23 protein-coding genes are annotated in these 21,064 nt (G+C 43.9%); 2 read left to right on the top strand and 21 right to left on the bottom strand.

The window, feature by feature from the left end; translation table 11 throughout:
• Nucleotides 1-7: 7 nt before the first annotated feature.
• Both ACTNDS_RS02580 and ACTNDS_RS02575 read left to right on the top strand, forming a co-directional pair.
• Nucleotides 8-1,546: a putative DNA modification/repair radical SAM protein gene (locus ACTNDS_RS02580; RefSeq protein ID WP_441033349.1), complete on the top strand. Its 1,539-nt coding sequence runs from the start codon at nt 8-10 to the stop codon at nt 1,544-1,546.
• A gap of 22 nt (nt 1,547-1,568) precedes the next feature.
• Nucleotides 1,569-2,333: a TIGR03915 family putative DNA repair protein gene (locus ACTNDS_RS02575; RefSeq protein WP_441033346.1), complete on the top strand. Its 765-nt coding sequence runs from the start codon at nt 1,569-1,571 to the stop codon at nt 2,331-2,333.
• A 9-nt stretch (nt 2,334-2,342) separates the two neighbouring features.
• Here ACTNDS_RS02575 and ACTNDS_RS02570 read toward each other — a convergent pair whose 3' ends face one another.
• The 21 genes from ACTNDS_RS02570 to ACTNDS_RS02470 form a co-directional block, all read right to left on the bottom strand.
• Nucleotides 2,343-3,077 (bottom strand): hypothetical protein, encoded by a 735-nt coding sequence (locus ACTNDS_RS02570; RefSeq protein ID WP_441033343.1) that lies wholly within the window; start codon nt 3,075-3,077, stop codon nt 2,343-2,345.
• Nucleotides 3,078-3,223: 146 nt separating this feature from the next.
• Nucleotides 3,224-3,478, bottom strand: a complete 255-nt coding sequence (locus tag ACTNDS_RS02565) for a kinase (protein WP_303242186.1) — start codon at nt 3,476-3,478, stop codon at nt 3,224-3,226.
• A 142-nt stretch (nt 3,479-3,620) separates the two neighbouring features.
• On the bottom strand, nt 3,621-4,559 hold the full coding sequence (locus ACTNDS_RS02560; RefSeq protein WP_441033340.1) for a DMT family transporter: 939 nt from the start codon (nt 4,557-4,559) through the stop codon (nt 3,621-3,623).
• Between the two features lie 343 nt (nt 4,560-4,902).
• Nucleotides 4,903-6,543, bottom strand: coding sequence for a sulfate adenylyltransferase subunit 1 (locus ACTNDS_RS02555; RefSeq protein WP_441033338.1), 1,641 nt, complete (start codon nt 6,541-6,543; stop codon nt 4,903-4,905).
• A gap of 1 nt (nt 6,544) precedes the next feature.
• Nucleotides 6,545-7,444 carry a sulfate adenylyltransferase subunit CysD gene (gene cysD / locus ACTNDS_RS02550; RefSeq protein WP_019163124.1) on the bottom strand — a complete coding sequence of 300 codons (900 nt, stop codon included), beginning with the start codon at nt 7,442-7,444 and terminating at the stop codon, nt 6,545-6,547.
• 75 nt (nt 7,445-7,519) lie between these two features.
• Nucleotides 7,520-7,834: a 4Fe-4S dicluster domain-containing protein gene (locus ACTNDS_RS02545; protein WP_173683673.1), complete on the bottom strand. Its 315-nt coding sequence runs from the start codon at nt 7,832-7,834 to the stop codon at nt 7,520-7,522.
• On the bottom strand, nt 7,831-9,600 hold the full coding sequence (locus ACTNDS_RS02540) for an adenylyl-sulfate reductase subunit alpha (protein WP_441033332.1): 1,770 nt from the start codon (nt 9,598-9,600) through the stop codon (nt 7,831-7,833). The genes ACTNDS_RS02545 and ACTNDS_RS02540 overlap by 4 nt, the downstream gene beginning before the upstream one ends.
• 27 nt (nt 9,601-9,627) lie before the next feature.
• Entirely contained in the window at nt 9,628-10,686 is a 1,059-nt protein-coding gene (locus ACTNDS_RS02535; RefSeq protein ID WP_441033329.1) for a sulfate/molybdate ABC transporter ATP-binding protein, read from the bottom strand.
• Between the two features lies 1 nt (nt 10,687).
• Complete coding sequence (gene cysW, locus ACTNDS_RS02530) at nt 10,688-11,512, bottom strand: sulfate ABC transporter permease subunit CysW (protein ID WP_441033326.1); 825 nt, start codon at nt 11,510-11,512, stop codon at nt 10,688-10,690.
• Nucleotides 11,512-12,348: a sulfate ABC transporter permease subunit CysT gene (cysT, locus tag ACTNDS_RS02525; protein ID WP_019163129.1), complete on the bottom strand. Its 837-nt coding sequence runs from the start codon at nt 12,346-12,348 to the stop codon at nt 11,512-11,514. The genes cysW and cysT overlap by 1 nt, the downstream gene beginning before the upstream one ends.
• Nucleotides 12,349-12,425: 77 nt before the next feature.
• Complete coding sequence (locus ACTNDS_RS02520) at nt 12,426-13,424, bottom strand: sulfate ABC transporter substrate-binding protein (RefSeq protein ID WP_441033322.1); 999 nt, start codon at nt 13,422-13,424, stop codon at nt 12,426-12,428.
• Nucleotides 13,425-13,475: 51 nt separating this feature from the next.
• Nucleotides 13,476-13,886, bottom strand: a complete 411-nt coding sequence (locus ACTNDS_RS02515; RefSeq protein WP_441033318.1) for a M67 family metallopeptidase — start codon at nt 13,884-13,886, stop codon at nt 13,476-13,478.
• A 25-nt stretch (nt 13,887-13,911) separates the two neighbouring features.
• Nucleotides 13,912-14,721: a HesA/MoeB/ThiF family protein gene (locus ACTNDS_RS02510; protein WP_441033315.1), complete on the bottom strand. Its 810-nt coding sequence runs from the start codon at nt 14,719-14,721 to the stop codon at nt 13,912-13,914.
• The gene (gene thiS / locus ACTNDS_RS02505; protein ID WP_173744296.1) at nt 14,721-14,927 is read right to left on the bottom strand and encodes a sulfur carrier protein ThiS; all 207 of its coding nucleotides are present in this window, start codon (nt 14,925-14,927) and stop codon (nt 14,721-14,723) included. Before thiS ends, ACTNDS_RS02510 begins: the two co-directional genes overlap by 1 nt.
• 21 nt (nt 14,928-14,948) lie before the next feature.
• Nucleotides 14,949-15,266, bottom strand: coding sequence for a thioredoxin family protein (locus tag ACTNDS_RS02500; protein ID WP_019163134.1), 318 nt, complete (start codon nt 15,264-15,266; stop codon nt 14,949-14,951).
• Nucleotides 15,267-15,278: 12 nt separating this feature from the next.
• A complete protein-coding gene (locus tag ACTNDS_RS02495; protein WP_019163135.1) occupies nt 15,279-15,524 on the bottom strand; it encodes a sulfurtransferase TusA family protein in 246 nt (81 codons plus the stop codon).
• Nucleotides 15,517-16,377 (bottom strand): 4Fe-4S binding protein, encoded by an 861-nt coding sequence (locus ACTNDS_RS02490; protein WP_019163136.1) that lies wholly within the window; start codon nt 16,375-16,377, stop codon nt 15,517-15,519. The genes ACTNDS_RS02495 and ACTNDS_RS02490 overlap by 8 nt, the downstream gene beginning before the upstream one ends.
• 149 nt (nt 16,378-16,526) lie before the next feature.
• Nucleotides 16,527-17,783 carry an O-acetylhomoserine aminocarboxypropyltransferase/cysteine synthase family protein gene (locus ACTNDS_RS02485; RefSeq protein WP_441033309.1) on the bottom strand — a complete coding sequence of 419 codons (1,257 nt, stop codon included), beginning with the start codon at nt 17,781-17,783 and terminating at the stop codon, nt 16,527-16,529.
• Nucleotides 17,784-18,067: 284 nt separating this feature from the next.
• Nucleotides 18,068-18,553, bottom strand: coding sequence for a DUF2798 domain-containing protein (locus ACTNDS_RS02480; protein ID WP_441033306.1), 486 nt, complete (start codon nt 18,551-18,553; stop codon nt 18,068-18,070).
• Nucleotides 18,554-18,716: 163 nt separating this feature from the next.
• The gene (gene pduB, locus ACTNDS_RS02475) at nt 18,717-19,433 is read right to left on the bottom strand and encodes a microcompartment protein PduB (protein WP_441033303.1); all 717 of its coding nucleotides are present in this window, start codon (nt 19,431-19,433) and stop codon (nt 18,717-18,719) included.
• 175 nt (nt 19,434-19,608) lie between these two features.
• On the bottom strand, nt 19,609-20,847 hold the full coding sequence (locus ACTNDS_RS02470) for a galactokinase (protein WP_441033300.1): 1,239 nt from the start codon (nt 20,845-20,847) through the stop codon (nt 19,609-19,611).
• Nucleotides 20,848-21,064 lie beyond the last annotated feature (217 nt).

The following is a 21,064-nucleotide window of genomic DNA, read 5'->3' as shown; positions in this document are numbered from 1 at the left end:
TAGGAATATGAATTCCATCACAGACAGCACTTATACCACCCAGGAGAAATTACAGATTCTGGCTGATGCAGCGAAATATGATGTCGCATGTACTTCCAGCGGTTCCAGCCGCCGGGGTAAGAAAGGAGAGCTCGGCAATGCGGAGGCATGCGGCATCTGTCACAGTTTTGCTGCAGACGGAAGGTGTATTTCTCTGCTGAAGATCCTGATGACCAATCACTGTGCCTACGACTGCAAATACTGCATCAACCGTTCCAGCAATGATGTACCCAGAGCAACCTTCGCTCCTGAGGAGATCTGCCAGTTAACCATTGAATTTTATAAAAGAAACTATATTGAAGGACTGTTTCTCAGCTCCGGAGTCCTGAAGAATCCTACCTATACTATGGAAAAGATGTGCGAAACACTGCTGCTTCTCCGCACCAAATACCATTTCAACGGATACATTCATGTGAAAACCATTCCCGGAGCCTCCGACGAGCTTCTGGCTGCAGCCGGATATCTGGCTGACCGTATCAGTGTGAATATGGAGCTTCCCACCCAGGAAAGCCTGCACCTTCTGGCACCGAATAAGACCATGCAGAACATCCTGAATCCTATGGGAAAAGTGCAGAACACAATTGCCTCCCACAGAATAGCTGTGGGCAAATCTGCATATATGGACCGAAGCCGTGGAAATCAGTTTTTAAATCAGGGAATTTTTTCAGATAACTCCAAGAAAATATTCAGAGAAAAGCTTGAAAACCAGAACATGAATGCAAAGCTTAAAGCTGACAATGCTCCGACAAAGAATAGCCGAAATATATTTTCAGGCAGGGAAAACGAAATGTACAATCGAATTCTCACCTGGGAAAATGCCTGCCAGCTGGCACCCCGTGATATGTCTGATCTGAAACGTAGCTTTGCCCCTGCAGGCCAGAGCACCCAGATGATCATTGGCGCAACCGGGGAAAGTGATTATACTTTGCTGCAGACTACTCAGGCATTATATCAGGACTTTGATCTGAAGCGTGTATTTTACTCTGCCTACATTCCACTGAATGAGGATAAGGTTCTTCCACAGATTGGCACACCGCCTCCTCTTCTGCGGGAGCATCGCCTGTATCAGGCAGACTGGCTGCTGCGCTTCTATGGCTTTCAGGCAGGAGAACTGTTATCGGAAGAGCAGCCAAACTTCAATGAATTGTTAGACCCGAAATGTGACTGGGCCCTGCGTCACCTGGATCAGTTTCCTGTGGATGTGGAGAGAGCCAGCTACCCAGTTTTACTCCGCGTTCCCGGTATCGGTCCAAAATCAGCCAGCCGTATTACCCACGCCAGACAATATGGAAGGCTGGATTTTGACAGCTTAAAGAAAATGGGCGTGGTGTTAAAACGGGCGCATTATTTTATTACCTGTGGTGGAAGACAGATGTATCATACTCCCATTGAACAGGAATACATCACAAGACAGTTAGTCACTGTAGATAAAAACGATCTGTGGAAGATCCGGCATTCCGGTGAATCCTATTCCCAGATAACCCTTGCAGATTTTGGAATAAAATAGAAATAATAAGAAGATAAAATTCATGAAAATTTTTACATGTCAGGACCGCCTTGAAGACATCATGACCTGCATCTATGATGCCTGGTCTGCTGCCCTAAAGGTGGGTCACAGTCAGATACAATTAAGAAAAGAACCTGTATTTCAACAGACAATGTTTGATGAGTATATCCACGTAGACGGAAATCCCTCCAAAGCAGAAAAAGTGATCCGTTCTATCCGCAGAGATATTTCCGAGGAAGCTTATCTGGATATCTACTATGCTTCCCTGTCTGCAGATGAAGATGCTCTACAGGCAATTTATAATTTTCTGAGGATAGGCTTCGCAGTGGGAAATACTGTAACCCGGTTATATACCAATCCTCATGTGGTAAAGCTTCTGGAAATCCGACGCAGAGTATCCAATGAAGCCCATCATTTCCGAGAATTTGCCCGTTTCCAGAGTCTGGATTTCAAGGTATATATCAGCCATCTGGAACCAAAAAATGATGTGATCATGCTGGTTGGCAGACATTTCGCAGACCGAATGCCCTCAGAACACTGGATGATCATTGACGATAACCGTAAAATTGCCTGTGTGCACCCAAAGGATGGCGAAAACTATCTGCGTTATCTTACGGAGGAAGAGTTTAAGACTCTGCAACAGACGGAAGCATATGAGGATGAATTCACTGATATGTGGAAAACTTTTTTCCATGCTGTCAGCATTAGACAGAGAGAAAATTACGTCTGCCAGAGAAACCTGTTCCCTATCTGGAAGCGGAAACATGCTGTGGAATTTAAAAATTAACAGCATGATTTATCCCCAAATCCCGCTCCTCTGCTCTTCCAGATGATCCAGTATGTAATTATAAATATCTATAGATACACTGTCCGGATAGTGTATTCCATCTACAGTTGAAAAGCCTTCAGATACCAGATGGGAATATACATCTATATAAGTAACTCCACTAAGGTTTGCCTGCATTGCTGCATTAAAGCTCTCTATCTCCCCATTGGTACAGTACGGATCATTCTGTACAGGTCCCACAGATACAAAATATGTCTGGGCTCCACGGTTTCCCCATTCTGCTGCCTTAGAATTAATATAGCTGATGTAATCATTAACATGATAGAGATCATTGACTCCCATCAGGATGATGACTGCTGTATTGTCCTCTATCTGATCTTCTACCTGCGGCACACCTGTAGATACCATCCAGTCATATCCCATGGAAGAAAGACAGGACCAGACACTGTCATCCCTTACCGCATCCCTCAGACCCTCTGTCCTGGAATCTCCGATGAAAACAAGCTTATCTGCTGAAATCGTATCCGGGTGATCCGGTCTGCTTAATGTTCCCTGATCTGCCGGATCCGATACATCTTTTTCAGCAGTGTCCGGTACAGGTGTTGATGTTGGCTTCTGTGTTGGTACAGGCTCTGGTGTTGATATTGGTGTCTGTGTCGGTTTTACTGTCGGTGTGGGCGTAACTGTCAGGATTTTCGGCCGTGGCGGACCTGCAATCTCTGTTGCATACACATTTGAAAACATACAGGTAACCGCCAGACACACTGTCAATACTATCCATCTGGTTTGATCTTTTTTCGTAAATCTCACTCCTTTTCAGGTTTATGATCGCACTTTCTGCTACAGACATCCCGCCTGTTGCTTACTTCTGATCTTCACAGGACAAATACTTACATTCCAGGCAGCATATCCGGCCATGAAAGGATCTCGTCTGAAATAACATCCTCATAAGCACCCTCAATATCCTGGCTTCTGCCTGCTTCAAATACGTTTGTCTCAGCTCCCCAGACACGGTCCTCATATTCCCATATATGAAACCTCAGACCGCGGAACATAAAATCAATACTTCCGCACCCGTTCTCTTCCGTATATTCATAGTTAATATTTTTCGTTTCCAACGCTTTCTGTACTTTTTTCAGCCGCATAAAAATACCTCCATTCAACTGCTCAGCCCTGTTTTATAACAGTTTATACTGCAAAACCAATCCCAATATGCAATATTATATAAAATCAATTATAACACATTCTTTGACATAATGTGTAATATGCAATGTCTTTGTAGTATTCTTACTGATTCATTGTTTTCTTTGTAGGAATTGCCAGGATTATGATCGTGGCAATTACAAACAGAGTTCCGATCAAATCCGGTGTAGTGAAGCTAACTTTCATCCAGACTGCAGTTAATACCATAGAGGCCACCGGTTCCACACAGGAAAAAAGGCTGGCTTTTACAGAGCCTATCATCTTTACCCCTGTCAGATACATAGAAAATCCTGCCATAGTTCCAAAAAGAATAATAAAGGCAAGTGCCATAAATGTTTCTCTGTCAAAAATCACCTGATAATCCCATGGACGAAATACAGCCATAAGTACTACACCTCCGATCAGCATTCCCCATGCCAATACCAGCGGTGTATCAAACTGTGCCTGCAGTCTTGCAGGTTTTACTGTATATATTACAACGGAAACTGCTGAAATCAACCCCATGATCAACGCTTTCTGAGACAATGCCAGGGATGTAGGATTCCCGTGGGTTGCGATCAGAAAGATGCCTGTCACTGCCAGGATCACTCCCAGAACCTCTTTTTTTTCGGGAAGCCGTTTCATCCGCAAACATACCCAGACAACGATCAGGGCAGGTCCCAGATACTGGATGACTGTGGCTGTTCCTGCATTGGACCATTCAATGGTCTGAAAATAACTGTACTGACACAGCATCATTCCTGCCAGTCCATAGACAATAATATCTGTACAGTTTCTCTTACTTCTCCAGATGTCGAACGCTTTCCCCTTGTCCCTGATAACATAATAAAGCAACAGCAAAAGTCCGGCTGTCACCAAACGTATGGGAACCAGCCAGGAAGCCGTAACCTCTTTATTCTGAAATAAGAACTGACCGCATACGCCGGAAATCCCCCACAGGATTCCGCCTGTAATCGTCAGGATAGTTCCGAAAATCACCTCTTTCTTTTTATTAATAAGTTTACTTTCATCCTTCGTTTGCATATTTCTATTATCTTTCCTGTCCGTATTATAGAATTGCTATAAGCACAATAGAGATCCCGTCACAGGATTTCATACTCCGATAATTCAGAGCAAAATACATTATTTATGAAAATTACTGTAAACAGCATTACCGGCACACAGCATTTTCATATAACCGAAGTATAATCCGCTGCTGTAACACTTGTCAAGAAAACAAAATACCACAGAGTTCGTTCTCTGTGGCATTTTATAACATTACCGTAAGTCTTTATCCACTGCTGACTGTTTTTTGCAGCTTCTGCAGAAAGACTTATTTAACCGAATCAGGCAACAAAGCAGATTGCGAATATCTACCTGACTATGTTTAGATATAATTTCCGTCCTGGGCATTCTGTACTGCAAATGCAGATTTCTTCTTCACGAAATCAATAGCATCCTTTACGGTGATTCCGTCAATCTGCCAGTTTGAATAGAAACCATCCATATTTTTCAGTGTTCCATCCTTTGCAGTATTTTCATCAAGTACCAGAAGCACGATCAGTCCTGCTGCCTTAAGATGGCGGACAGTTTCTGCGTAATCCTCGCCTGCTGCCGGATGATACAAATAGGTATGTCTTCCAAGTACAGCCAGTCCTTTTTCTGCCTGTTCTGCAAAATCCAGGGTAATTCCCTCCTTACCGATCGGGAATTCCACAACTACCGGTGTCTGACCTTTCAGTCCTGCACGAACCTGCTCGTCTACCTTGCCGATCTGGGATTTATCCTGGGAAACCAGTGTTTTTCTTACAACACCGCAGGCAGATGTCATATTTGTAACACGATCAATCAAGATCAGCTCGCCCAGAGTTCTGTGTTTGTCAAATTCATCTACTACGATCTTCTCTGAGAATTCCAGAGTGCAGGAAGCGATTTCGTTTTTCTTTAAAGTGTAGGCGTTTTTCTTTTCCCCTGTATTCACATCTACAGAATAGTTAATCTTTGTAACAAGACCAGGGATCATCTTGGTACCGATTTTTACAAAGAAGTTCTTGCCATCTGTAAGGGCGTTGTCATCCATCCAGAGGATATCTGCTTCCACAGAATCTGTAAGGACTGCACCGGAATCAATGGTAAGCACGCATCCACGGGAAACATCCACCTCTCTGTCAAGCTGAATGGTTACAGGCTGACCCTGCACTGCTTCTTCTGCTTCTTTATCACCGACCAGAATGCTCTTTACATGAGCCTCTTCTTTACTTGGAAGAGTTGTCACAAGATCACCCACCTTGACGGTGCCGTTCTCTATCTGTCCCTGAAATCCACGGAATTCATGGTTCGGTCTGCAGACTCTCTGTACAGGCATATAGAAACCTTTTTCTGTATCTTCTTTGATGTCTACAGTTTCCAGATGTGTAAGGAGTGCTTCGCCTGTATACCATGGCATGTTGTCAGATTTTGTTGTAACATTGTCCCCCTCTGTAGCGGATACCGGAATGATCGTTACATTGGCAAGCTTCAGCTCTTCGATCAGACCTGCGATCTGGTTCTCGATCTCGCGGAAACGTTTTTCATCGTAACCGATCAGGTCCATTTTATTTACTGCAAATACGAAGTAACGGATTCCCATCAGTGCACAGATTCTTGCATGACGTCTTGTCTGTACCAGCACTCCCTGGGATGCATCCACAAGAATAACTGCCAGATCTGCGAAAGATGCACCAACAGCCATGTTTCTGGTATATTCTTCATGACCTGGGGTGTCAGCTACAATAAAGCTGCGGTTGTCTGTTGTAAAATAGCGGTATGCAACGTCGATGGTAATACCCTGCTCACGTTCTGCCATCAGGCCATCCAGAAGAAGAGAATAGTCAATGGCACCGCCTCTGCTTCCTACTTTGGAATCCAGCTCCAGAGCTTTCTCCTGGTCTGCATAGAGAAGCTTTGCATCATAAAGAATATGTCCGATCAGAGTGGATTTTCCATCATCCACACTTCCGCATGTAATAAATTTCAATAATCCTTTCATTCTAGAAATACCCCTCTCTCTTTCTTCTCTCCATGCTGCCTGCTGCCTCGTGGTCGATCACACGGCTGGTACGTTCAGAGGAAACAGCACTTAATGTTTCATCAATAATCTCGTCCAGTGTATCTGCATCAGATTCGATGCCGCCTGTAAGCGGATAGCATCCAAGGGTACGGAATCTGACTTTTTTGTATTCGATTTTTTCATCCGGACGAAGCTTCAGTCTGTCATCGTCTACCATGATAATATTGCCGTCTCTGTAAATAACCGGTCTTTCCTTTGCAAAGTATAATGGCACGATTTCGATGTTTTCACGCTGAATGTACTGCCAGATATCTTTCTCTGTCCAGTTGGAGATTGGGAAAACTCTCATGCTTTCACCCTTCTGGATCTTTGTGTTGTAAAGCTTCCACATCTCCGGTCTCTGGTTCTTCGGATCCCATGCCTGGGCTGAGTTACGGAAAGAGAAGATTCTTTCTTTTGCTCTGGATTTCTCCTCATCACGACGGCCGCCGCCAAATGCTGCTGTAAATCCATATTTAGTCAGAGCCTGTTTTAAAGCCTGGGTTTTCATAATGTCTGTGTATGCAGAACCATTGTCAAATGGGTTGATTCCTGCCTTTACACCTTCTTCATTGGTATAAACCAGCATATCAATTCCGTTTTCCTTTGCGATTCTGTCACGGAATTCGATCATCTCACGGAATTTCCATGTGGTATCAATGTGAAGAAATGGGAAAGGTGGTTTCTCCGGGTAAAATGCTTTCAGCGCCAGATGGAGCATAACGGAGCTGTCCTTTCCTATAGAATAAAGCATAACCGGCTTTTCACACTCGGCTGCCACTTCCCGCATAATATAAATTGCTTCTGCTTCAAGCTCATCAAGATGAGATAAGTTACTCATTGCATTATCCTCCTCTGTTTGTTTATATCTGACTGTCCGTCTCCTTACTGTCAGCAGTCTAAGGGACAGCTATATTTAATATTTATTGGCATCTTTCTTATTAACCTGAATGGTAATCTGGGTGCCATCCGGCTTCTCCACTGTCCAGGTGGAAATGTCAGGTTTCTCTGACACGATCATACTTGCACCTCTGCCTCCCACATCGGCTCCAAGGAAGAAGCGGATAGCATCACGGCTGCATTCTTTGATACAGGAGGTGCATCCCCAGCAGTCTCTGACCTGACGGATAAAGGCTTTGCCCTCTTTGTCCTTTTTGATCAGGTTTCCGGGACAGGCTTCGATACATCTGCCGCATCCTACACATTTACTTTTCTGAATCCGAATGCTCATCTTTCACCTGCTCCTTTCGCTGCTGTATTGGAATCTGCACTTTCTTTTGTGATCAGATCACGGTACAGAATCCTGATCTCCCCGTTTTCCATACAGGAATTTACATATTTCATCCACTCTTCACTCTGCTCCGGGTAATCAATATTCTCTCCAAAGCTGTGCCACCTGGTTTCTTTTCTGGCTGCCAGATGTGCGATCACAGCCCGGCACAGAATCAGTCGTTCGCGAAGCTCATAAATCTGCATCAATTCGTAGGTATCTGACGCTGCCAGAGTGTCCACTACAGGAAGAAGTGCGGCGATCTTTTCATCTGCTTTTGCAAGACTTGTCTCGCTATATCTGTAGTCTGTACCGATTCCGCCTGCATACTGATCCATGATTTTCTGCATGGCCTCCTCAAGCTGCTCTGCATTCATCAGGGAACGGGGCGCATTTAAGTGAGCTTCATATTCTGATTTCTTTGCTGCTGCAATTTCAGATAGATTCTGTACTTCATCACCCTTCGCAATCTCTGCAATTTCCGCCGATACAGATGACTCTTTTTTATTCTCTGCCAGGGTCCTGTCATCTTTACAGTCCAGATATTCCAGGATCGCTTCTGCTGCGATCTCACCCTCTGCCAGTGCGCCGGTTACATATTTCTGCGGACATCCTCCGGCTACATCCCCGGCTGCATATAAGCCTTCTATGGTGGTCGCCCTGTTATTGTCTACCCAGTATCCGCTGGCTGTATGTCCGCCTACAATGTACGGTTCTGTACCTTCAATTTCTACATTCTCTTCAGATGGTCCTTTGCCTGCTTCCATCCATTTCAGAGTCTGGGACGGTGCCATATTCAGGTAGGCTTTGTAGAGGTCCTGCTCCTGTTCTTTGGAAATGCCTTCCGTTCTGAGGTAACACGGACCCTTTCCTTCTCTGTTCTCCATCACTGTACCGTAAACCCTCTGAGAGGTTGTCAGGCCATATTTGGTCTCATAAATATCACCATGTGCATTGACCTGTCTGGCTCCAACACCCTGGGCAATGGTTCCTGTAGGAGCAATGGTGTCCTTACATCTCAGTGCAATGAAACGCATCTCAAAGGTTGTCATCTCTGCACCGGAAAGAAGTCCCATTGCATATCCTGCCCCTGTGTTAAATGGCGGATACCACATTTTATGTCTGGAAAATCCCGGGTTGTTTGGTCTGTAAAGTCCGGCAGCCCCGCCTGTTGCACAGAGAACTGCTTCTGCATCAATATCATAGAAAATATCTTCATTAACACTGAATCCTACAGCTCCTGTAATCTTTCCCTTTTCTGTTTTATAATCTGTGATGTTTACATGGTTCAGAACTGTAACATTCTCCTGTTCGGCTGCTGCCTTTGCAAGGATTGGTTTCATGTTCTCACCGTTGATCTTAATGTTTCGGTTTCCTCTGGCAACGTATTTGCCCTTTTCATCCTTCAGGATAACCAGCCCCAGGTCTTCCATTACCTTTGTCACATGATTCAGTCTCTCTGACATGGTGAGAAGAAGATCCTCCCTTACGATTCCGTGGGCATCCTTTTTTGCATAGTCCACATAATCCTGCGGTACTCTGCCTTCTGTAATATATGCGTTTAACGCGTTCACGCCTGCTGCCAGGCATCCGCTTCGTTTAATGTTCGCTTTCTCTGCGATCAGAACTTTTTTATTGCTTTTCTGACCAATCACGTAGGCTGCAAAGCATCCTGCTGTACCGCCGCCGATGATCAGCACATCTGTTTTGATTCTCTCTGTCCTCATACTCTATTACTCTTTCCTCTAATTTCCTTAGATAATTACAAAGTCATCCCTTACAGCCTCATTCTCGATCAGCTGTACACTGTCACCCTTTAGTGCGAAAATCCTGTACAGGAATACATTGACAATTTCTCCCTCGCGGACATCTGCTTTCTCCAGACTTCTTCTGGCAGTTACTACAGAATTGTTCACTCTCACCTGAAGCTCCAGGTTATCCCCTCTGAAGGAAACCCGTTCCACCACTCCCTGAGATACAGAGGTTCTGAACTTCTCTACCTCATCCAGTTTGGAAATCTTTACAAATTCCGGACGGACAATAATCTTGTCTGCTCCCTCCGCCTGAGTAAAGGTATAGAAATCATCTGCATTTTCCAGTACAGATGGCTGTCCGAAGAAGGATGCGGTAAAAACGGTTTCCGGGTTTCTGTAAACTTCCACTGGTGTGCCCTTCTGCTCAATCTGTCCTGCATTGGTAATGATGATCTCATCTGCCACTTCAATGGCTTCATCCTGATCATGAGTAACAAAAATACTGGTGATACCCAGTTTCTCGATCATCTCTTTTAACCAGCTTCGTAATTCCTGACGGATTTTTGCATCAATAGCTGCAAATGGCTCATCCAGAAGTAATACCTGGGGGTTCGGGGCAAGGGCTCTGGCAAATGCTACCCTCTGTCTCTGGCCGCCGGACAGCTGGCTTGGATATCTTTTCTCCAATCCTTCTAATCCCACCAGCTTGACCAGCTCCATGACTCTGGCATGAATTTTCTTTTTGTCTACTTTCTGAACCTTCAGACCGAACGCTACATTGTCATAGACTGTCATATAACGAAACAATGCATAATTTTGAAACACAAATCCGATTCCACGCTCACTGGCCGGAACATCGTTGACTACCTTTCCGTCAATAATGATCTCTCCACTGTCCGGATTTTCCAGACCTGCGATCATTCGAAGAATAGTTGTTTTTCCGCTTCCACTTGGTCCCAGCAGGCCGATCAGCTTACCTTTTTCGATTCCGAAATTCACATTTCTTGATGCCTGGTAGGAACCATAGGTCTTATTTATATTTTTTAACTCTACATACATATCAGGCTTCCTTCTTTCCTTTGTATTCGATCACGCTTCGGATCACCAGAATAATAACTGCCATGATCACCAGCAGTGAAGATACGGCAAATGCCGGAACATACTGAAACTCATTAAATAGAATCTCTACATGAAGAGGAAGTGTGTTGGTTTTTCCTCTCAAATGTCCGGAAAGGACAGACACTGCTCCGAACTCTCCCATTGCTCTCGCTGTACAGAGTACAATGCCGTAAAGCAATGCCCATTTAATATGAGGAAAGGTAATCTTCCGGAAAATGGTCCATCCGCCGGCTCCCATAAGAGCTGCAGCTTCTTCCTCGTCCGTTCCTTCTGCTTCCAGAACCGGAATCAGCTCTCTGGAAATAAAAGGAAAGGTTACAAATACAGTTGCAATAATGATTCCCGGTACAGAGAATACAACCTTAATTCCGAATTTCAAAAGGAAAAAGTAGACCGGACTCTGCCGTCCGAAAACCAGAAGGAAAATCAGACCTGCAATGACCGGGGAGATGGTAACCGGAAGATCGATCAGAGTAGTCAGCAGTTTTTTGCCCCTGAACTGGAACTTGGTCAGTGCCCAGGCTGCAAAAATACCGAAGATAGTATTAAAAATAACTGCGAAAAGTGTAGCTTTAACAGTAAGGAGAAGTGCTTTGATGGTGTATTCGTCTGTTACCGCAGCAGCGTAGACCTTCCATCCGCTTCGAAGGGCTTCTGTGATTACTGTAAGTAACGGAAGGAGGAGCATTACTGCCAGAAACAACACGCTGATCCCGATCAGGATCCATTTTGTGATTTTCTCTGAAGTGGTTACATTGTTGTCCATCAGGCATTTCCTCCTTTTAAGATTCTCGCGTTTCTCTGCTGGATCACATTATTGAGAAACAGAATGAAAAATGAAACCGCCAGCATCACCAGTGCTATTGCTGTCGCACTGGAATAATCAAATTCCTGAAGCTCTGACATAATGATCAGCGGTGTGATTTCTGTATAATATGGTTTATTTCCTGCAATAAATACAATGCTTCCGTATTCACCCAGGCATCTGCCAAACGCAAGTCCGGTTCCTGCAAAAATCGCAGGTTTCAGTTCCGGAAAAATCACTTTCCAGAAAATGGTGGATTTCTTTGCTCCCAATACTCCGGCCGCTTCACTGCAGGAGTTGTCCATTTTCTCCAGTACCGGCTGTACGCTTCTTACAACGAAAGGAATTCCTACGAAGATCATAGCTACTGTGATTCCGATTCTTGTGTATGCGATTTTGATACCGAATCCGGCAAAAAAGCTGCCCACCAGTCCGGTGTCAGAAGTCAGGGATGTAAGCGCAATACCTGCTACCGCTGTGGGAAGTGCAAAAGGAAGCTCGATCATTCCATCCATAAGCCGTTTGCCCGGAAATTCATATTTCACAAGCACCCATGCAAGGATGGTTCCCATGATCCCGTTTATCACTGCTGCTGCAAAAGCAGCCACAAAACTGGTGTAAAAGGATGCCAGTACTCTGGCTCTTGTAATGGTTTCGATGAAATCTTTAAAGCTTAATTTCGCGGTGTAGATCACCAGACTGGCAAGTGGGATCAAAACCACCAGACTTAATATGGAAATGGTAATCCCCATGGAGAGTCCGAATCCTGGAATCACCGGTTTGTTTCTTTTTTTCATAATCAATTACCACCTCTCTCGTCTCGTATGTTCCGGTCCTGTTGTTGTGCCAGTGGGCATTTTCCCTGTCTGCCTCTTTATCTCTCATAGATTTCATCAAAAATTCCGCCATCTGCGAAGTGCTTCTTCTGTACCTCATCCCATCCACCGTATTCACTGATAGTTACCAGATCTACGCTCAGATCAAACACATCCCTGTGTTTTTTCAGGATTTTCTCATTGGTTGGACGAAAATAGTTCTCTGCCTCAATTTCCTGTGCTTCGTGGGAATACAGATAGTTTAAGTACTCAGTTGCCACTTCTCTTGTGTCTCTGTAATCTACTACCTCATCCACCACTGCTACCGTGGGCTGTGCCAGAATGCTGACGCTGGGAGTAACGATCTCGTACTCATCCGGGTAATCACGCATAGAAAGATAGGCTTCATTTTCCCACGCTACCAGCACATCGCCCTGTCCGTTTTCTACGAAAGAAGTGGTTGCACCTCTTGCACCGGAGTCCAGGACTACTACATTCTGGTAGAGCTTCCTGATGAAATCTTTCATCTGTGTCTCGTCTCCGTTGTATTTCTTATCTGCATAAGCCCATGCTGCCATGTAGTTCCATCTGGCACCTCCTGAGGTCTTGGGATTGGGAGTTACCACTCCTACCCCATCCCTTGTCAGGTCATCCCAGTCCTGAATCTTCTTTGGATTTCCTTTCTTAACCAAGAATACGATGGTGGATGTATAGGGAGAACTGTCATTGTCGAAGTTGTCTATCCATCCTGCCTTGATCAGCCCTGCGTTCTCTATGGATTCAATATCATATTCCAACGCCAATGTCACTACATCTGCATCCAGTCCGTTGGCTACCTCCAGTGCCTGCTTCCCTGAACCACCGTGAGACTGTGTGATCTCCACATCCTCTCCGGTTTTCTCCTTCCAGTGCTCCTGGAATATTTTATTATACTGTTCAAACATCTCTCTGGTAGGGTCGTAGGAAACATTGGTGATAGATACTGTTTTTCCAAAAGCCTGTACCGGTGTCAGTGCCAGCACAGCTGCCAGACTCAATGCAAATATTTTTCTGATCATGTTTCATCTCCTGAGCATTTCCGTGATTTTTTCAGTCTCTTCTTTGGGATTTTACACCAATACAAGTTCTTCCTTCTCAGATTCTGTTCCTTTTATATGGAAGGAATTCAGAACCGGATTCTCATTGTCCATAAGGGAAAGGATCATATAGCTTGCTGTGCTGTCATAAGCCAGTCTCTTATCTTCTTCGGATGGTCTGGATGGACTTTCCGGATGGGAATGCCAGTTACCCAGAGGTACCAGACCGTTGGCACGCATATCCTTAACTGCTGCCAGCTGCTCTTTGGGATCCAGTGAAAAATGTTCATTGGAATGATCAATATTTGTCAGGCAGTAAACCTTTTCAATAAATTTGTCCTTACCTTCCTTTTTTCCTGCGACCAGTCCGCAGGCTTCTTCCGGAAGATTTTCTCTGGTATGCTTTAAGATTATTTCGTAATCACTTTTTGACATTGTAATCATTATTTACTCACTCTCCAAACATTCCTTACAGAGCCCCGTCACATTCTGCCTGCCCATAATCGATCAGTTCGGTAATTGTAGGATGTTCCCCACATACCGGGCAGTTCTTTACATGCTGCGGAAGTTTGATCTTACGGAACTCCATAGTAAGCGCATCATAGGTGAGAAGATATCCTGTAAGAAGATCACCAACTCCAAGAATATACTTGATGGCTTCCATTGCCTGAAGACTTCCGATCACGCCTCCCATTGCTCCGATGACACCAGCCTGTTTACAGGTAGGTACGGCATCCTTTGGCGGCGGATCCTTGAATACACATCTGTAACATGGACCTTCTCCCGGAACATAGGTCATAAGCTGTCCCTGGAAACGAAGGATTCCTGCGTGAGAGAATGGTTTCTTTGCCATAACGCAGGCATCGTTGATCAGAAATTTCGCCGGAAAATTATCGGTTCCGTCAATGATGAAATCATAATCCTTGATCAGATCCATAATCGTTTCAGAATCTACGAAAGTCTGGTAAGTTTTTACTGTCACATCCGGGTTGATGGCTTCCATAGATTCTTTTGCAGAAAGAACCTTTGGTTTTCCCATATCCTTTGTTGCATGGATAATCTGTCTCTGCAGATTGGAAAGATCTACTTCATCTGCGTCTGCAATTCCGATAGTTCCCACACCTGCTGCTGCAAGATAAAGAGCTGCCGGTGAACCCAGTCCCCCTGCCCCGATGATCAGGACACTGGAATTGAGCAGTTTTTTCTGTCCTTTTGCTCCAACCTCTTTCAGAATAATGTGTCTGGAATAACGCTCCAGCTGCTCATTTGTAAATGCCACTATCTTCCACCTCCCATGAAGTACAGGAATTCAACACTGTCCCCTTCTTTTAATGCATAGGTATCAAATTCTGCTTTGTCGATGAAGTCATCGTTTACTGATACAGTTACATACTGAGGAGTTTCTACATTCTCCTGTACGATCAGTTCTGAAACTGTGATCGCGTCTTTTACTTCTTTTTTATCTCCTGCTACTGTGATAACCATAACATCTGTTCTCCTTTATTCTTATAAATTCTGATCAATAATCTCTTCCAGTTCTGCAGCTTTCTTTGCTCCTGTCAGTCGTTGGATCTGTTCTCCCTCTTTCAGGAAAATCAGGGTCGGCGCTGACATAACCTTATATTCCTCTACAAGTCCCTGTTCGTAAGCTACATTTACCTTTCCAACAAAAATCTGATCACCGTATTTCTCTTCCAGCTTTGCAAGCACCGGAACCATTCTCTTACATGGTACACAGCTGTCAGAATAAAAATCGATCAGTGTCAGTTTTCCAGGCTGGAAAGCCTTTTCCTTAAAAGTCTCACCACTTAATCTCTCTGCCATGATCCGCTCCTGTCAGTCTTCAACTTTCTTCACATAAAGTGTGTAAGTTCCGTCTTCGTTATCATCAAGCTTCAGGATCTGATGTCCTTCTTCCTTAATACTTCGGGGTACATTCTGTACCGGTTCCCCGTCATTCATTCGGATGGATAAGATCTGTCCCTCATCCAGTTCTTCCAGCGCTACCTTTGCCTTTACAAAGGTTACCGGACACACAACATCTGTAATATCTACCGTATCATCAATTTTAATCTCACTCATTTTCATATGCCTCCAGGATTTCTTTATTGAATTTGTCCTCACCTACCCGGTCGATGGTAAATTTCAGTCGTTCACCGGCATTTGCATTCTTCTCGAAGAAATTTATGGCTGCATCACAGACCTTCAGTAATTTCTCATGGTCTTCGATAAACGGGATCACTGTTTTTCCTTTATTGATGTGATTTCCGAAAATTCCTCCGAAAGAAACAATATATCCGTGAGTATTGTCATAGGCATCTGTAGGACAGGCTTTGGTGCATCGTCCACAGAAATTACATTTGGAAGAATCAACGGAGATTTTTCCATCTTCTAATGTGATGGCCCCTTCGCGGCAGGCTTTTACACAGACACCACACTGGATACATTTCTCTTCCTGCCATGCTACTTTGATGCCACCCTTGATTCCTACATCGTTCTCTTCTGCTTTTAAGCAGTTATTCTGACATCCGGTAACACCGAATTTGAATTTATGGGGAAGCTCACGTCCGAAGTATCTCTCGTCCAGCTCCTCTGCCAATGCGTAGGTATCAATACATCCGCTGGGACAGATGGCTGAGCCCTGACAGGCTGTGATGGTACGAACTCTTGGTCCGCATACACCCGGAACCACATCTCCCTCTGCCAGTGCAGCTTTCACTTCATCAATCTGATCTAACTTGATAAAAGGAATCTCCACACCCTGACGGGAAGTAAGATGTACATAGCCCTCGCCGTATTTTTCTGAAACCTCAGCTACCTTTGCAAGCTGTTTCGCATCCAGATGTCCGCCAACTACGCGGATTCTTAATGAAAAATTATTTTTCTGTTTCTGGCGCATGAATCCGCCTTTTTTTAATGCTGCATAATCTGCCATTGTCCTCTTCCTCCTGTAGAACACCTTTTATTCTAAAGATAAATCTGTAAGGTTATTTTTTTATTTTCATAGTTTATTACTAGGTTTTGTATGATATTACACCACCTGACATATTTTGTCAATAACTATCTGAAAATAAATACATTTTTTCACAGACCTTTTATAGCCTCTGTGAAATCCCGGATCAGATCCTCTGCGTCCTCAATTCCTACGCTGACACGAATACTGTCATCAAATACTCCTGCTGCTTCCCTGGCTTCCCGGTTACTGTGAAGATAGATCGTAGATGCAGGATGGATCACCAGAGTCCGCACATCACCGATATTGGTGGCAATCTTTACATATTTTAGCCTGTTGATCACTGCATAGGCTCTCTCCCTGGAACCGGCACGGATCGTCAGGATCCCGCCGCCTTTGTTTCCAAACTGGTCTCCGGCAACCTTATGGTAAGGATTTGATTTCAGCAGCGGATAATTCACTGTCACCCCTTCCAGCTGCTCCAGTGCCTGGGCCAGAGCCAGCGCATTGCTGCAGATCCGCTCCATACGCAATCCCAGGGTCTCCATTCCGATAATATTCAGATAAGCATTCACAGGAGCCAGACAGCCTCCCATATTCCGCCAGATTCCATTACGCAGTTTTACCAGATAAGCAAATTTACCAAATTTTGCATATTCTTTCATACCCGGATATCTTTCAGGATCCCAATGAAAGGTTCCTCCGTCCACAATAATTCCGCTGATGGCATCACCACTTCCATTGATATATTTAGAGGTAGAATGTACTACCACATCTGCGCCATATTCCAGTGGCCGGATCAGATATGGGGTTGCCGTAGTACTGTCCACGATCAGCGGAATTCCTTTCTCATGCAAAAAATCCCCGGTTTCCCTTATATCCATTGCATTCAGTCCCGGATTACCGATAATCTCTCCGAATACCACTTTGGTTTTTTCTGAGATCAACGGTTCTATCAATGCTTTTTCTACCCTAGGGATAAACTTCACTATAATACCGAAGGCCTCCAGATCATGAAGCAGATCCAAAGTGCCTCCAAACAGGCCGCTTCCAGCGATCACCTCATCTCCTGACTGAAGAATATTCAGCAGAGACAGGGTAACTGCAGACATTCCGGAGGAACAGGCAATCGCTCCCATTCCGCCCTCCAATTCATTTACCCTTCGCTCAAAAGCATCCACTGTAGGGTTTCCTATCCTTGTGTAAGCAAAACCCGGTGCGCGGTTCTGAAAAACCTTCTCCAGCTGCTCCGATGATTCATAAGAATAAGCATTACACTGACTGATCGCCGGCACTGTCGCTCCGGCTTCATAACTTTGCACGGATTTTCCATGCAGTAATCTGGTCTGAAATTTCATGGCACTCTCCTTTATACACTCATACAGCATATCAGACAACCTCTTTTATGGGCATCTTTTTCGTTCCCTTTTCATAGTTATTTGATATGAATAATAGTATATTTGTAGTTTCCGGAAATGTCAACGTAATATCTTATACATGCTTCTTATGATTTTATATAGTTTAAAACTATATAACTACAAATTTACCAGTGTCAGCACACTAACAAGAATGATTTTTCAACAAAGGCGCCACTGCATTGCCTGGTTAGCAAATGCAGTGGCGCCTTTGTTTCTTATTTTTACAGTTTCTTATTTTTACAGTTTCTTATTTTTTATACAGAAGCCTTCTCCATTTCTTTCTCAGGAAAAAGCTTTCTGAAAATGAAGCGAACCAGCGGACCGGCATAAAAAATCTGCCAGAAGAACGCCATCGGGAAATTCATTGCTGTTGTCTGAAGCCATGTAGAGATAATCTGGCTTACTGGTGCATGTTTGATCAGCACAGTGGCTGCAAAGCTCATGCACGGGCACATAAATGCTACAGATACTGCAGAAATCGCAAGTACCAGGTGGAACGGATTATCTCTTCTCATATCCACAATACCAAATGCAATCTTCTTTGCAAGACCACCGATGATAAAGAAATCAAGAATAAATGCAATCGGTCCCATAAATGTCAGTTCATGAAAAGCTAACAGAAATGTCTCATTTGTCATTGTCCCTGTATTCAATACAATGTTGTAGCAGATCATGGCATAAACCATTACCAATACCATGATGATCGTAAAAATTACTTCCTGAAACTTGTTTTTTGGCATAAAAAATCCTCCTTAGATAGTGTGTGAATAACATAAACAGAAATTTGTGTTGTTCATAACCATCCAGGAGGATGTACCGTTTCCAATATAAAACCAAATATCTTTTTTCTTAAATTTACCGTTGATTATTATATGGATTCCGGATACAAAAGTCAAGATTTTTTTATAAATAGGGTGTCCCGGGGATCTCCGGGTAGCTGCCCATTGCGATCAGAAGCTCCAGACCAATCTGTCTGGCATTCAGTACTGCTGTTTTTGCAGCACTGGCATCTCCTGAAACAGCCAGTATCACCTCATTGGAATGACTGGTTCCTCTGTCAGGTGTCATATATCTTGCAATAGAAAGGGACGCCGACTTCATTGCAGTATCTGCCATTACCAGCCCGATTGCAGCCGGAGAACCAGCCATAAAACCAAAGGCTTCTCCCATAGGTACTCCGAAAGCCTTATTCAGAGCCTGTCCTGCACTGGCTGAATAGGCAAACTCCAGATGACCGCTCTCACTGATATAGACCTCTCCTGCATATTTATTGGTAAACTCCAGCGCCATAGATATAGCATGACGCACATCGGAAACATCAGAGCCTCCAAGAACAATGTAGTTACCATGGCCGCCCCAGCCCTTTGTATCCCTTGGTAATTCTATGGAAAGAACCTCCGTGTTGGTTGCTTTTACCGCATCATCTATAGCAGTCAGCTGCCCTGCTGCTCCTGTACGGGAACTGAACAATCCCAGGCAATGATACTTCGTTCCTACATTCATCTCTTTAAGCAAAGTATCATCAATTCCGGAGATCACCAGTCCGATGGTATCCAGAACTGCTGTGCCTACAAATTCACTGCGCGTACAATGTGTACTGATCTCATGTACATCTATCATATAAAATTACCTCTCTGACTATCATATTTTCCAGATAATAAAAGCCTTTTTCATTTATATTTAGCTTACCATGTTCATATCTGATGTGCAATGAATTTTCTTAGCAGATTATTTTTATTACTATGTTATTGGTAATATCCCGCAAGGTATTTTTTGTGAGCGAAGTGAACAGTAATTATTTTTCAATATGCACTGCACCAACTGCGCGGATATTCATCGGATATACATTTTCTTTTCCTGCAAATTCAGAAATATAGGAAACATAGTTCTCTGTCTCTTCCTCTGGCACTACGCACATAATAACACCGGCAAATCCACCGCCATGGATACGGCAGATACCTTTGCCCAGCTTCTCAAGGAAAAGGTCTGTCAATGCAAGTGCAACAGAAATCTTCTGCTCTGTGTATGCCTTAATCGGATAGCAGTTCTGAAGCAGTTCCCAGGAAGATTTTCCGGATTCGCTGAGAAGCTTTAATACTGTCTCCCCGTCTTTCTCTTCCACTGCTTTTGCAGCCTTTTCTACTCTTTCATTCTCTTTGAAGAAATGGATTGCTCTTAAGATTGCTCTGTCATTTTCAATCTTATCCATATTTGCAAGCACTTTATCAAGAGTTGTCTCACAGAGAAGCTCTGCTCCTGCTGCCTTTGCTGCTTCTTTCATCTCCATAGGGATCTCAGAGTACTCTGCACTCAGATCAGCATGTCCTTTTCCTGTATTTACGATCACAAGGTGATGGTTATAGTCATGGAAAGAGAAGTTTACTTTCTCATATTCCGGGTTTTCTCTGTCAGAGAAATCAAGAAGAATCGGGCCTCCAACTGCACATGCAAGCTGATCCATCAGTCCGGAAGCTTTCAGCCAATATACGTTCTCAGCGTACTGTCCTGCTTTTGCATAGTTGATATATGTCATTGCTCCATCATTGAAAAAATAATTAATAATAGAACATACAAGCATTTCGAAAGATGCAGAAGAGCTTACACCAGCTGCACGGATTACGTTTGTTGTTACATAAGCATCAAATCCTGCTACTTTAAATCCAAATTTCTGAATAGCTTCCACCATACCTGCTACCAGAGATAGGGTTCCCTGAGCCTTCGGTACGCTGGCAAGATCATTGATGTCTACGACAACTTCCTTGTCATATCCTTCACTTGTGATACGGATAACACTGCTGTTATTCGGGTAAGCTGCACCGATGGTATCCATGTCAATGCAGCCTGCGATCACACGGCCACCATTATGATCTGTATGGTTTCCGATGATCTCTGTTCTTCCCGGTGCTGTAAAAAATTCTGCTGTATCATGATGGTAAATTTCTGCGAAGTGATCAGCTACAGTCTGAAAACGTGCTGCTGATTTCTCTGCTTCGCCGTAAATACGTGTCAATTCATTTTTATTTGGAATATTCATTGTAAAAATCCTCCGTTCATTTTTCCGGTCTGACCGCTGATACATAGTTTTATGAGTACTATGTACTGACAATTTTCACGATTTACAGTGGCAGTGCAGGTGTGAAAACCAGCGGCAGACGGGAATATGTGTATGAAAGTTTGGGAGCAGCCTTATCAGCTACACTCTTGGATTAAAGTATACCCTGCTGTATCATAAAATTCCTTGATAATCTAAG

The organism is Blautia sp. HCP3S3_C12, from assembly GCF_052064155.1.
GTDB lineage: Bacteria > Bacillota > Clostridia > Lachnospirales > Lachnospiraceae > Blautia_A.
This window is presented reverse-complemented; position numbering and strand designations above follow the sequence as displayed.